This window comes from Paenibacillus germinis (genome assembly GCF_013141785.1).
GTDB classification, from domain to species: domain Bacteria; phylum Bacillota; class Bacilli; order Paenibacillales; family NBRC-103111; genus Paenibacillus_E; species Paenibacillus_E phytorum.
The window spans coordinates 92671-106516 of record NZ_WHOC01000198.1 but is presented as its reverse complement, the minus strand read 5'-3'; the positions used below and the strand labels follow the sequence as shown (position 1 = coordinate 106516).

The 13846-nt window shown below is 42.6% G+C and carries 10 protein-coding genes and 1 riboswitch; of the genes, 9 read left to right on the top strand and 1 reads right to left on the bottom strand.

Annotation, left to right across the window (positions count from 1 at the left end):
• Nucleotides 1-45: 45 nt before the first annotated feature.
• From GC102_RS38325 to GC102_RS38310, 4 genes are all read left to right on the top strand, one after another.
• Nucleotides 46-4248, top strand: coding sequence for an S-layer homology domain-containing protein (locus GC102_RS38325; protein WP_171694172.1), 4203 nt, complete (start codon nucleotides 46-48; stop codon nucleotides 4246-4248).
• A 279-nt stretch (nucleotides 4249-4527) separates the two neighbouring features.
• Nucleotides 4528-4622: riboswitch (cyclic di-GMP riboswitch) on the top strand.
• Between the two features lie 46 nt (nucleotides 4623-4668).
• Nucleotides 4669-4911, top strand: coding sequence for a hypothetical protein (locus GC102_RS38320; protein ID WP_171694171.1), 243 nt, complete (start codon nucleotides 4669-4671; stop codon nucleotides 4909-4911).
• Between the two features lie 264 nt (nucleotides 4912-5175).
• Nucleotides 5176-7416, top strand: coding sequence for an S-layer homology domain-containing protein (locus GC102_RS38315; protein WP_171694170.1), 2241 nt, complete (start codon nucleotides 5176-5178; stop codon nucleotides 7414-7416).
• A 37-nt stretch (nucleotides 7417-7453) separates the two neighbouring features.
• A complete protein-coding gene (locus GC102_RS38310; RefSeq protein ID WP_171694169.1) occupies nucleotides 7454-8311 on the top strand; it encodes a GNAT family N-acetyltransferase in 858 nt (285 codons plus the stop codon).
• A gap of 74 nt (nucleotides 8312-8385) precedes the next feature.
• Here the strand turns inward: GC102_RS38310 and GC102_RS38305 are convergent, their stop codons facing one another.
• The gene (locus tag GC102_RS38305) at nucleotides 8386-9465 is read right to left on the bottom strand and encodes a metallophosphoesterase family protein (RefSeq protein WP_171694168.1); all 1080 of its coding nucleotides are present in this window, start codon (nucleotides 9463-9465) and stop codon (nucleotides 8386-8388) included.
• A gap of 248 nt (nucleotides 9466-9713) precedes the next feature.
• On the opposite strand from GC102_RS38305, the gene GC102_RS38300 reads away from it, so the two are divergent.
• The 5 genes from GC102_RS38300 to GC102_RS38280 all read left to right on the top strand — a co-directional run bounded on the left by GC102_RS38300 (nucleotide 9714) and on the right by GC102_RS38280 (nucleotide 13838).
• Nucleotides 9714-10010: a LiaF transmembrane domain-containing protein gene (locus tag GC102_RS38300; protein ID WP_060646866.1), complete on the top strand. Its 297-nt coding sequence runs from the start codon at nucleotides 9714-9716 to the stop codon at nucleotides 10008-10010.
• Nucleotides 10011-10053: 43 nt separating this feature from the next.
• Nucleotides 10054-10716 (top strand): PspA/IM30 family protein, encoded by a 663-nt coding sequence (locus GC102_RS38295; protein WP_171643110.1) that lies wholly within the window; start codon nucleotides 10054-10056, stop codon nucleotides 10714-10716.
• 2 nt (nucleotides 10717-10718) lie between these two features.
• Nucleotides 10719-11177: a PspC domain-containing protein gene (locus GC102_RS38290; RefSeq protein WP_171694167.1), complete on the top strand. Its 459-nt coding sequence runs from the start codon at nucleotides 10719-10721 to the stop codon at nucleotides 11175-11177.
• A 3-nt stretch (nucleotides 11178-11180) separates the two neighbouring features.
• Nucleotides 11181-11867: a PspA/IM30 family protein gene (locus GC102_RS38285; RefSeq protein ID WP_171643108.1), complete on the top strand. Its 687-nt coding sequence runs from the start codon at nucleotides 11181-11183 to the stop codon at nucleotides 11865-11867.
• 468 nt (nucleotides 11868-12335) lie between these two features.
• The gene (locus GC102_RS38280) at nucleotides 12336-13838 is read left to right on the top strand and encodes a sugar ABC transporter ATP-binding protein (protein ID WP_171694166.1); all 1503 of its coding nucleotides are present in this window, start codon (nucleotides 12336-12338) and stop codon (nucleotides 13836-13838) included.
• Nucleotides 13839-13846: the final 8 nt, after the last annotated feature.

Genomic DNA, 13846 nt, shown 5'->3' with positions numbered 1-13846 from the left:
TTTTGCGAAGGTTTTTTGTTTTACTAAATTTCTAGGAGGTCCAAGATGGAAAAGTTAGTCTTTAAGGTGCAAGTTAAAAAAAAGATAGCTTCTGTTCTTATATTATTCTTACTATTCTTCACCATGAGTAATGTATTTTACCGTTCTACTAGCCATGCATCAACAACAACTATCAGTAATGTACTGAATAAAAGTGTTATTGACTGGAAGCTCGATGAGTCAGCTGGTTACATTTATGCGATTACAAGCGATACGAATGAGCTGCTGTTTATCCGTACAAGTGATCTTCAGGTTGTTAAACAATTGCCGATAGGTTCCGGCCCATCTGGAATTGCCATGGATAATGGGAAGTTGTACATTCCCTTATCGGGGGCGACGCAAATTAAGGTTGTCGACATCGCCTCACAAGCCATTTCATCGACGATTAACACAGCGGGCGGCCGATCTCCATTTCGTGTAGCTGTTGATGGGACTAAACTTTACTATGTAGTTAAGGACAACTCTAGTTTTATATACGATATTAATTTAACTTCCAATCAAGAGACACAAGTTGACGTATACCCAAATGATTACTATATGGCTGATCTCGTTGTGGATACAACAACTCACACGTTGTATGTGGGCGAAAGTGGTTTATCAGGTACCGATCTAGCTGCTTATAGTACCCAGACAGACACTTTAATACCTAATAATCAATCTACCTATTATGAAGGCTATGGCTTCTCCTACCCAAACCGTAAAGTTATCCTAGATGGTAACGACGTGTTTTTTGCAGGGCATAAATTAGATAAGAATAATTTAAAAATCATACATGGGGACTACAAAGATGGTTACTATGAGAATAAACTTCATTATGTAAAAGGTAGTTATGTATTTTCAGATTCCGCAGTGTATGATCGAGAGAACTTTACTAAAATTACGAACCTGCCATATACAACAGAAAGAGTACTGATGGATAGTGCGGATGCAGTTTATTTGTTCAATACGTTAACAAAGACGGTTGATAAGGTATCACTCAATCTGACACCTACAAATACGATTACGCAAGCAACCTATTTGGATAATAAATTAAGCTTTACTGTACCGATAACTGATATGGTATTCAGTCAAGAAACTGGTCTCGTATATGCCGTATCCCAAGATACGAATAAACTTCTATATATTAATCCTGCTACGCTTTCTATTGAGCATGAGATGTTCATAGGCTCAAAGCCAACAGATATTGATATTTATAATGGGAAGCTTTATGTGGCTTTGTTCGGTAGTACTAAAATTGCTGTGACCGATACTCAATACACAGGCGCCATTGCAAATCTGATCGTTAATGAACCACCATTCCATATCGCAATTAGCCCGGACACGATCTATTATTTACCGGAATACGGGGGAAGTGGTAATCGTAATTTGTATACGTATGATGTTGCTTCCGGGGTAGCTAAAAAGGTTGCGTTCAGTGATCAAATCAACACATCGTTTTATCAAGGTGACCTTATCTATAGTTCTGAATTAAACAAACTTTATATTGGGGAATCGCAGTCATCTCCTTCTTATTTATCGTTGGTAGGACCAGATCCCGCAAATGTTGGGAAATACAAAACATATGACAAATCAAACGGTTATTCACCTTCATCCAGACCTTTGGTGAAAGATGAAGCAGAAATCTTTTTTGCAGGGAAGAAGCTGGATGCGGGTAATTTGATGTCAATAAATGCCTCGTACGGAGAGCAGGTCATTTTTGCCCGAAATCAATATGTCTTCTCGAAGAAAGCCGTCTATGATCGAACCAATGCCAACAAGCTATTCGACCTTCCTTTTACAATTGATCACGTAACGATGGCAGATGACGGCAGTGTAGTACTCTATAGTCTAGCTAAAAATGGTATCTATCGTTACACAAGTGTTGAGGAGATTAAGATCCCTAGGGAAATTCCCAAAAGCTCAAGCTTTACTGACACGAACTACACATCCGGGCAAATACAGGGCAGCTTGAAATGGGCAGTACCGGATGATCAATCCTATATTACAAGCTATACTGCTTACTATTTGGATGCTCAAGGCAATAAGCTAGGTATGATAGGCGAACTAGCAAAAGGCGGTGCCAATGCCATCTCTGTGGCCAGCACAGCCATACCTGCTAATGCCAAGCAAATGGGTGTTTTCTCTAAAAATGCTTATGCGGAAAGCGTCAAATATACGGCATCACCTATTTATGATTCACCGAATTTCTTGGCCGGAAAGTTATCGTTCACTGAGGCCAATACTTCCACTGGATTATATAATGGCTCCCTACAGTGGTCGCCAGGCGATGAAACAGGAATTACAGGCTACGCAGTTTATTTTCTAGATGCAAATTTACAGGCCGTTGGTAATGCGATCACTAAGGTAAATGCTGGAACAGTTACGTATGGTGTTTACAATATCCAAACCGTGCCCAGTAATGCTGTAAATATTGGAGTTGTAGCTCTCAATCATTTGCAGCAGGAACTGAATATGATCAGTTTAATTAATGTTTGGGATAATATCTCTGCTGTGCCTGTAACAGTAGCCAATTCTGTTTATCTCCCAGCTCCTGGTGCAATATCCTTTACAAGCACGGAAACGGATACTGGCAAAGTGGGAGGCGCTCTTTCATGGAAAGCTGCTATTGATCAGTCGCAACTGACTGGATATAAAGTGTTTTTCTTGAACGCTAATAATGAAAAAGTGGGAAATTTAGCTATAGTTAAAAAAACAACAGGAAGTTCTTATCGAATTACGATTCCTAATGGAACTGTACTACCTTCTGGTGCTGTCAAAATCGCAATAGCAGCTGTGAATACATCCGGAGAAAGCAAAAATCTATCGGTATTGGAGAGTATTGAGACTATAGGGACTCCAGATCAGGGAACAGATCCAATTCATGTTCCAGATCCAAATCCAAATCCAAATCCAAATCCAGGTTCAGGATCAGATTCAGGTTCAGGTTCAGGTTCAGGTTCAGGAACGGTACCAGATTCAACTGTACCAAAAGTGGAGATAAGTACTAACGATAAGGGACAAATTGTAGTCAAGCTTACATTTACAAATAAACAATTGGCTGAAATCATTGCTAAGCAATTACTGAGTCAAGTGGATTCTTTGATTAAAACGGTTGTTATAGAGATTCAAGGACAAGGGGACTTTGCTCAAACGGAGTTAAGTGCATCTGCAATCACACAAGCAGCCTCCTTGAATGCCGAAACTATGATTCACGTTCAATCTTCAATAGGGGAAGTAAAGTTTAGTGCGGATTCGATCAAACAAGCAGTTGAACAACAAGGTCTAGCTATAGATACTACAAAAATCACAGTATCTTTAAGCAAAATTGATGCCGAGTTAGAAAAGTCTTTTGGTATCCTGCTTCAAAAATCCTCTGTAGAGCAAGTATTAAAACCAATTGATTTTACAATACAAGCGGTGTCTGGGGATAAACAAACCGAGATAACCACAGTAAACTCTTACATTCAGCATTCCCTATTGGTTCCTGGGCTGACGAACATTACTGCTATCAAGAATTTGGCTGGTGTGGTATTTGATCCCATTACAAATACTTACTATCCAGTTCCAACGTTTTTCACGGTTAGTGAAGATGGAACACTGCAAGCAAATATGATACGTAAGGGTAATTCCATTTATTCCTTAGTGAAGAATGTAAAAACTTTTGAAGATGTACCTTCGTCTCATTTTGCCAAGGAAGCAATTGAAACCCTGGCATCTAAATTCATTGTTTCTGGTTATGATAACGGTTCTTTTGGATATGATAGTCCAGTTACACGTGCTGAATTTGCTGCCTTACTCATAAGAGGGCTTGGCATTCAGCCAAAGAGTGGATTGCCTGCAAAATTTAATGATGTACAAACAAACGCATGGTATGCTGCGCCCGTATATGCTGCTGTTGAGGCTGGTTTAGTAAGTGGATATGAGGATGGTACCTTTAAACCAAACCAACCGATTACCCGTCAGGAAATGATGAAAATGGTTCACAGTATGCTGCAAGCAGGCGGATACACAAAACAATTAACGGAAACGGAAAAGAACGCGGCTATTAACAAATTTGGAGATCAATTGAGCATTCAGCCATGGGCAAGAGAGGCAGTTGCAGTTGGTATACAGGAAGGCATTGTTAATGGTCTTACCGATTCAACCTTCTCCCCTGCAACACCTGCGGATCGAGGACAAAGTGCTAAGATACTGTATCAATCTTTGAAAGTTTTAAAATTTATTAATTAAATGTAGCAGGCGAATTTGGCGACCGTACCCTAGTTGGGACGGTCGTTTCTTATTTGGAGGATGGATATCAGTACGATGGTAGGGTATGAATGTAGAAGGGCGTAACGCCAAGAACATTGTTCTACCTAAACTTTTTTGTATGAAATCACACACTTTGTGTACGGATTCCCTCTCTTTTGTAGAAATATGTTGAATTTCATTATTTTATGGAATACCATGGAAATAGATAGTTCTTTACAACTAGAAATAATCACTGAAACACACCTAATATCAAGCAATAATGAACAAAGGCAAATCCATCGAAAGGTGGAGACGCAAAGCCACGGGTCTAAGCCATGAGTCACATGTCATGGGATGATAGCCGGGATACTCTTTAGGGGCTTGTTTTTTTATTGCCAAAAAAGAAAGGAGGGTCCCAAAATGGCAACATATCTTATGCTGATTAAAGTATTCGACGATGCCGAAAAGGTCATATACAAATTTGGTCCAACAGAAGAAAGTTTGGGTGAAATTGAATTTAATCTAGTTCAAGAAGAATTTCGGCAGCTAGAGAGAGTCCCGGGTACAACCAAAGACCATATGTTCATGAAGGCTGCTTCAGCTATTGCAAGATGTTATGCAGAGGGAGACGGTTTTCCGGATAAAACTTTTTTTGCTTCATAGCAATAATTGAATTTGATAGAAAAAACAATGTATAGGCGATCTATTCTCTGGATTATCGGGGAATGGACGCCTATTTCTTTTAATCGTGCAGTCGAGACCAGTAATGTAATAATGTCTTTAGTCCGACAATCGTCTGTAAAATATGTCGAAATATAAGATAAAATATCTTTAAATAATTAAATTCAGCATCTATAATAAGAATAATAGGTATAAAGTCCTGAAATGAAATTAAAAGACTAAAAACACCATAAGGAGCTAAACTACGTGAAATTAACCCCGAAAAACAAAGCTGTTGTTGCTACCATGTTACTGTCAGCCGCTATGAGCCAGACTACTGTTTTCGCTGAGCAGCCTAACAAAGATTTGAAGTACATAGATGAAGTGAAAAATGATGGTGTGCTAAGCGCATTACAACGTGGACTCATGGATGGTTATGAGAATCAATCATTTCAATCGGATAAGAATCTTAGCCGTGCTGAATTTGCTGCGCTAATTACGAGAATTTTCCATATTGAAGTGAAGGCAAAAGGAACAAGTTCATTTAAGGATGTTGTGGCTTCTTCCTGGGCGTCTCCGTACATTGAAGCCCTCTATGAGAAAGGTTGGATGACAGGTACAGGTAATTCGTTTCAACCGAATGAGTCGATAACCAAAGAACAAGTGGCTGTTGTATTAACCAGAGCGTTGGGCCTAAAATCAGAACATACAGGCGTAACGACGCCAAGCGATTTATCTACTGCAAGTAGTTGGGCACGAGAAAGTCTGCTCGAAGCTATTCAAGCTGGAATCATAAAGACGGATAATGGTAACGTTCACCCACAGAGCGGATTGATCCGACAGGAAGCAGCATCAATTGCCGTATTTGTTTCTAACCTGCTGCCTCTTGTGATTGAAGACATCACAGATAGCGGACAAATTAAAGTATCCGGTATAAGCTATACAGCTAAAGATGAAGTGAAAGGTATTTTTGCTGCGAAAAATCGCAACGTATTACGTGGTGCCAAGCTGACAGCAGTCATCCGTGATCATCAAATTCAGTCCATCCAACAGCTTGAGTTAGTTGCCCCTGGACAAGCAGCTTCACAGGGAAGCGCAGAATTCAGCGCAAACCTTAAGTTAGATGGCGATAATGCGACGATAGGTCATTTAAAGGTGAATGCTGACTATGTATCTGTAGTCAATGTTAAAGTGAACGGTGATTTGGAAATAGGTACCGGGCTGCAGCACGACTTCTATTCGAATGGTCTAGTGGTTGGAGGAATCACACGCGTTCTTGGCGGGGATGACAATACCGTAGTGTTTGATAATGCTAACTTGAAAAATGTTGTAGTGAATAAACCTGACGTTCGCGTAGAAGCAAAAGGGAAAACAACAATCGGCGAAGTTACGGTTAACAGTAATGCAACCATTGAAGCTAATGCTGAAGTCATTATTCCTAAACTTACAATCGGTGAAGGTGTGGCAAAAGTTCAAATTAACTCGAACGTTGAAACGCTTGAAATTCTAGGAAGCAAATCTTCCCTTACACTTGGAAGCAGTGTAAAGGTTCAGAACGTGAAACTTCCTACAGGCGGAAATATCAAAGATATTATTTCGAATTTTGACCAAGTAACGGGTAGTATTTTAATGATCAACAATGTACAGAATCAGAGCTCGTCTTCTTCGTCTTCATCTAATTCATACACATCGCCTTCGGTGTCAGCGGATAAAGCTGAGCTATATGATAAAATCGGAGAAGCAAATACACTATTAGCGGGAGCTACAATTGGCACAAACTTGGGTCAATATCCGCAATCAGCAGCAGTTACCTTAACATCAGCTATTTCTGTCGCTCAGGATGTATATGCAGATGTATCCGTGTCGCAAACTAATGTAAATGGAGCCGTTGTTAAGTTAAACCAAGCTCTTGTCACTTTTAAACAATCTATCATTGTGGACAAAGGCACTCTCTATACACAAATCGGTGCTGCATCTGATTTGTTACAAACATCCGTAATTGGGTGGGATGTAGGTCAGTATCTACAATCGCAAGCAACGATATTAGGGGATTCAATTACAGTGGCTCAAGCTGTGTACGATAATACGACTGTTTCACAAGTCAACATAACTACAGCAGTTACTGACTTAAACCAAGCTATTGTCACTTTCCAGCAGTCCGTTATTGGAAATAAAGACACCTTATATGCACGGATTGGTCTTGCATCTACTACATTACAAAATGCCTCAATTGGAACAGGTTATTTTCAATACCCGCAATCGGCAGTAGATGCCTTAACAATTTCAATTGGAGTAGCACAATCTGTTTACGGAACTGTTTATGCATCGCAAAGCGTTTTAGATAGTGCCGTTATTACATTAGATCAAGCTGTCTCAAGTTTCCAATCGTCAGTCATGATGCCGCCATTCAAAACATTACCAACAATTACAGCCTACAAGCAAGATTTTAAAAAGCCGGAATCTCTACAATACGATGAGATCACAGATACATTCATTCGAATTGTTTAGTTTTACAGACATCATGAACTAGGAGTTGGCAGTGGGTATGGCAGAAATTATAGAAGTAAAAGAGTCGGCATTAGCATTTCTGCCATTAGTCTCCCCACATGTCGCGCATTTGCTTGATCCACTGCCTGCAGGATTCATCGCGTTAGCAGCAATGGCAGACGGCACCCGCGCTGGTTTTGCCTTGGCGAATGTGAATGCGGTGCGTAAGGAAGGGATTGTTCATGCTCTGCATGTGATGGAGCCCTTTCACAATCTTGGGATAGGTACACGCTTATTAATGGCTTTAGAAGTTCGATTAAGGGAAAAAGGTTGTATAACGATTATCATAGATGTCGTTGAAGAACCTAGTGCCGTGGAGTCCAATTCTTTTCTTAAAAACCGTGGTTTTTCATTGCAATCCGCGATGTATCGAATGTTTGCGATACGGTTGCCAATGATAATGCAGGAACCATGGCTCGATCTTCTCCAAATGTCTGAAAGTTTCACCCTGTTTCCATGGGGCGAGCTTGGCAAAGAAGAACGAGAGAAAATTCTATTAAGCCAGAGCTATCCAGATGAGCTTTCCCCTTTTGTAGAAGAAGGAATGATTGATCCCACTTACAGTACGGGATTAAGATATGGCGACGAGATCATAGGCTGGCTAATAGTACAGAAGTTAGCAAGCAATACGATTCTTTTCAAAAGCTTGTTCGTAAAAGCTGAATTTCAACATACCGGAAGAAGTATTGCGCTAGCTGCTGAAGTCATTTGTAAGCATTCTTTAGCTGACAAGTATCCTTACTTGATGCTAAATGTAAACAATAGGAACAGGACGATGCTTCGTTTTGTTGAGAAGCGGTTATCCAATTCCTTACTACGCACTAAGGATTTTGTTCGATTACAAAAATTACTCTAAATAGTATCGTATTTTTATAATAGAACATTGTATAAAAATGCTCATTCTACCTTGCGTTCTCGCTTGGTAGTTTTTTATTTTCCCTCATAATGTTTCACAAATACCGGCTCAATCCACCTCTGCTCCGAATGCTCACGCCCCTGAATCACAATACGGTCCGTATAAACGTCCACAACGATGCTCTGGCTAGCCGCGCTGCCTTCAGGCTCATTATTCGAATTCCAAATTTCGTGGACAGCGGCACTAGATACCGCAAGGAACTCCAGCTGTTTAATCTGCTTAGTAGTCTCCAAATTCCAGTGGGTATGTCCACTGAAGAACACAACATTCGGATATGCATTCACAATCGCCCTAAGCTCTTCATGCTGGACAACTCCGAGCTCTTGATCCGAGCCGTCCACGGTATGAACGAGCGGTTGATGCAGGAAGACGAAAATAGGCTTGTCCGGCGCTGCAGCCGCAGCTGCCTTCAATTTTTCCTGAAGCCAAGTAAGTTGTTCGGTGGATAGATAGGCATCTTCTTTCACGTTAGGATCCACATCGCGATAAAATTCACCTCCAAGAAATAGAAAGTGATAATCCTCCATTACGAGCTCATGGTAGGGCTTTTCATAGTTAAACATTTGATGGAATAGGTCAATTGCCTTTTGGCTTGTCCAATTCGGATTCAGATTGCTGGTATCCTGACCGCCATTCTCCGTTTGCCACATTCCATAATACTCATGATTACCAATCGTTGCATGAACGGGAGGCAAGGCGTGTTCGCTCATAATGCTGACTAGACTACGATTATCTGCTTCATTGCCATTGCTGAGGTCACCATTCAGTACCATAAGTTTGCTTTCAGGTCGGATGAGATGATGATCGGCTAAAGCCGCACGGAAGCGCTTTTTTGAATCTTCGTCTTCTGCACCAACATGTACATCACTCAGCACGGAAAAAGAAAAGAGGGGTTCGTCACTTGCTGTTGACGTTTTTTTGGGAATAGTACGAAAGAGTTTTACCATAGGCAGTGGCTCTTTATTAGGAAACGCCATAATTGATTCCGAAACAGGCGCTATCGCCGTTGCTTCCCAAGCATAGGTAGGGAGTAATAGAAGGAATAAAGCAGATAACAGGATGCGTATAGTTAACGTTTGTTTCCGTTGTTTCATATAAGTTAAACCTTCCTTTTCCCATGATAAAAGCGTGGGTTACCAAGTTTGTTAAGTATTTAACCAAAACGTCTGTCGTATAAACACTGTTTTTTGCCTGACACAGGTCTTAGATGCGCCCCGACTAAGGTCTAGGAACAAATACCGTCGTTAGTCCGTTTTGGAAAGCTTCGTTTTTACCTAAAATAAAGACATGAACAAGAGCACAGCAAACAACATAGCAAACAACGAAAGGCGGTGACGAAACGATGAAAAGAAATACGGGCTTAGCCGCTCTGCTAATCGCATTCGGTGCACTGATTCTGTTAAATAAGCTAGGCGTTCACATGGGACCATTTATTGGCTCGGTGATGGGATACTTGATTCCAATAGGAATGGTTGGCCTTGGTTATGTAGGCATACAGAACGGCAGCAAAATCGGTTGGATTATTGCAGGGCTTGGCGCTATCATCCTGATTGGTAAGTTAGCTGGTTGGATCATCATTTTACTGGCGATTGGGTTGATAGGTTACGGAGTTTCGATGTTGACAAGAAGAACGGTGTAATGAATTGAAACGAATACAGAGAGTGAAAAAGGTGGTATGAGAGATGAGCCTATTTAGGCGAATGAGAGACATTACCGTAGCGACACTGAATGAACATCTGGAACGATCGGAAGACCCGGTCCGCTTGATTGACCAGTACTTAGCAGCGCAGCGTGAGCAGCTTCAACAGTCAGAGAGACTGTACCAGCAATGCGTCACTCATGCAGCGTCCCTCCGGCAGCAATATCTGACGGCGCTGGAAACCAAAGAGAAGCGCGAGCATCAAGCGCTGCTGGCTCTGAAGGCCGGCGAAGAACATATGGCAAGGATCGTGCTTCAAGAGAAGCTGCAAGCCGAAGAGAAAAGCGAGCAGTATCATGAATTGTACGAACAAGCGAAGCAGTCCATCCTTGATCTGGATGAAGAGCTGCAGCAGCTCAAAGCCGATTACAAAGAAGTGGCAGACAAACGCAGCTACTACTTAGCGCGAATGGAGTCCGCAAGGTTACAGCAAAGATTGCATGCTCGCAGCAGTGTGGCGCAGGATGCGACACCACGGATGTTCGGTCGCTTGGAAGAGCGCGTATCCGATATGGAGCTTCATGCCAGAACGCTCCGCGATGTAAGACGAATGGGGCGCGAAAGCTACTATAGCGGGGGCAACCCGGCCGTAGATGCTGAAATGGAAGCTCTGAGAAACAGACTGCAGCAGGAGGGAGCCAAGTAATCATGAGCAAACTATACCGCTCACGAAGAGATAAGAAAGTTACTGGTCTGTGCGGCGGACTCGCCGAGGCCATGAATGTAGATGCAACGTTATTACGTTTGTTAGTGGTAATCACCACAATCTTCACTGGAGGAACGGTCATTTTCATCTACTTTGTAGCTGCACTTGTTATTCCGAAGGAACCTGGGTATGATCAGCCTCCATTTGATCCTTATGCTGGCTCATATGGCCGTCAAGGCTATAATGGCGGGGCATGGAACGCTCACAAGCCGCACCACCCTAACCATGCGCCACAACATACGGGCTACAATGCTCCGTACGACGCTGGGAAAGTAAACAACATCGATGAGATGATGAAAGACATTGAAAAGAAAGCTCTGCAAAGAGAAGTAGAAGAACTGAGAGCCAAAGTCGCTCGCTTTGAACAACAACCAATTGATATTAAAAAAGGAGACGTGTAAACCATGGGAGTATTTACAAGAATGAAGGATATGACAAAAGCATCAATTCACGAGGTATTGGATAAAATTGAGGATCCGATTGTTATGTTGAATCAATATTTGCGGGATATGGAGCAAGAAATTGCGCAAGCTGAAGTTACTGTTGCTAGACAAATCGCGAATGAGCGCAAGCTGAAGCAGCGTTTGGAAGAGTCTGTTCGTCTTGTGGCTGACCGCGAAGCTAAAGCTTCCGCAGCGATCAAAAATGGCCAAGAGGCTATCGCTCGCCAAGCCGTTGAAGAAAAATTGTACCACGAAGATAAAATTGTTGAGTACACAGATCTATATGCCGCTTCCAAAGCACATGCTGATGAGCTAACACAGCAGCTGCACGAAATGAAAGATGAGTTCTACAAACTGCGTAACAAACGCAACGAGCTTGTGTCCCGTGCTCAACTGGCTAAAGCCAAAAAACAAATGGCACAAGTATCCTACAATGGTGTAATCGAGAGCGGCAACGCATCCCGCGGCTTCCAACGTATGGAAGAGAAAATTATCCAACTGGAAGTTGAAGCGGAAATCGCTCGCAAGCCGTACGTGCCAGCAGGTTCAGTAGGCAGCTACACACCTGTTGATGTTGCAAAGCAAGCTAAAGTTGATGAGCAGTTGAATCTGCTGAAAGAGAAATTAAACGGTAAAGAAGCCGAGTAACGAACTTTGTTTGATCGAGAAGCCCCTCCTTGTGAGGGGCTTTTTTGTGTTTGCAATTCGGGGACTGATTCGACTTATTAGTTTGGAATTAGGAGGTGTGGTGGGAAAGTTGTACAACGTACAACAATTTCGGTGCTTTTTTCTCGCCAAACTATAGATGTTGTATGATGTACAACAATTTATCCTTATTTCATCCAATAGCGCTGTTTTTGGCTGAAATTGTTGTATTTTTTGCAACAATCGCGGGGATTACGCTGATTTGTCTGCATAATGTTGCACAAAATACAACTCGATTTGGAACAAGCGTTTTTTCTCAGGACCGTTTATGATTTTTCAAAATCATAAGATTTTCAACTTTTTTGAAGAGATTTATCCACTCTTTTTCCAGCAGATTGCAGATAGAATAAGCACATGAGCACGAAGGTTAAAACAAAGCACGAAATGTTAAAACGAACACGAGGTGAGGTTATGAGTGAAGCTCTGGTCCGGATGGAAGGAATTGAGAAGCATTTTCCTGGTGTGCATGCCCTCCATCAATGTCGTCTGGAGTTGGCAGCCGGTGAAGTGCACGCGCTTGTTGGCGAGAACGGTGCCGGAAAATCCACGTTAATGAAAATTGCCACGGGTGTCTATCAGAAAGATGAAGGAAGAATCATCCTTAAAGGCAAGGAAGTGAACATTCCCAATACGAGAGCAGCTCAGCAGCTTGGTATCTCGATGATTCATCAAGAACTGAACTTAATGCCGGATTTGACGATTGCCCAAAATATATTTATTGGGCGCGAGCCGAGGAAGGGAATCAAGCTGTTCGTCGATGATCGGAAACTGAACGAGCAGGCGCAGCAGCTGCTGAACGAAATGAACCTCCAGCTCGATCCACGCACAAAGGTGTCGGAACTGACAGTCGCCAAGCAGCAAATGGTGGAAATCGCTAAGGCATTATCATTTCAATCCGAAGTGCTCATCATGGATGAGCCGACGGCGGCACTTACCAACGCGGAAATCGAGGAGCTGTTTCGGATCATTGAACAGCTGCGCGGGCGTGGTGTAGGCATCGTTTATATTTCTCACCGGATGGAAGAGTTGAAGCGAATTACCGATCGCATCACCGTCATGCGTGACGGTCGTTATATCGATACTGTGCAGACGAAAGATACGACCATTGATCAGATCATTGCGATGATGGTTGGTCGCGAACTCTATGTCAGTACGCAGCAGATTACCGTCGATGCTTCAGAGACAAGAGTGCTCGAGGTTACGAATCTGAACCGCGGATCTTCGGTGAAAGATGTCTCCTTTCATTTGGCAAAAGGCGAGATTCTTGGCTTCGCCGGTCTTATGGGAGCCGGTCGTACCGAAGTGGCGAGGGCCATTTTCGGTGCAGATGCAATTGACTCGGGCGACATACGCATCCACGGGCACAAGGTCCAGATCAAAGCCCCGCATGATGCCGTGAAGCATGGAATCGGTTATTTATCCGAGGATCGTAAACGTTATGGGCTCATGGTGGATATGGACGTGAAGACGAATATCGCCGTTGCCTCTTATCGCAAAGCGAGACGTCTACTCGGGTGGATGCATGACGGCAAAATTGATCAGTCAGCCTCCCACTATGTGGAAGCGCTTCAAATTAAGACGCCGAGCATTCATCAGCAAGTTAAATTTCTTTCAGGTGGCAATCAGCAAAAGGTCGTAATCGGTAAATGGCTGCTGCGGGACTGCGACATTCTCATCTTTGATGAGCCCACACGAGGTATCGATGTTGGCGCGAAGACGGAGATTTATAAGCTGCTGGATGAGCTAGCCGCACAGGGGAAATCGATCATTATGATTTCGTCCGAGCTGCCCGAAATATTACGAATGAGCCATCGCATCATGGTCATGTGCGAAGGGCGCATTACCGGTGAGCTTCGTCAACAGGACGCCACCCAGGAAGCGATTATGAAATACGCTACGATGCGAATCAGTTAGCGGATGTT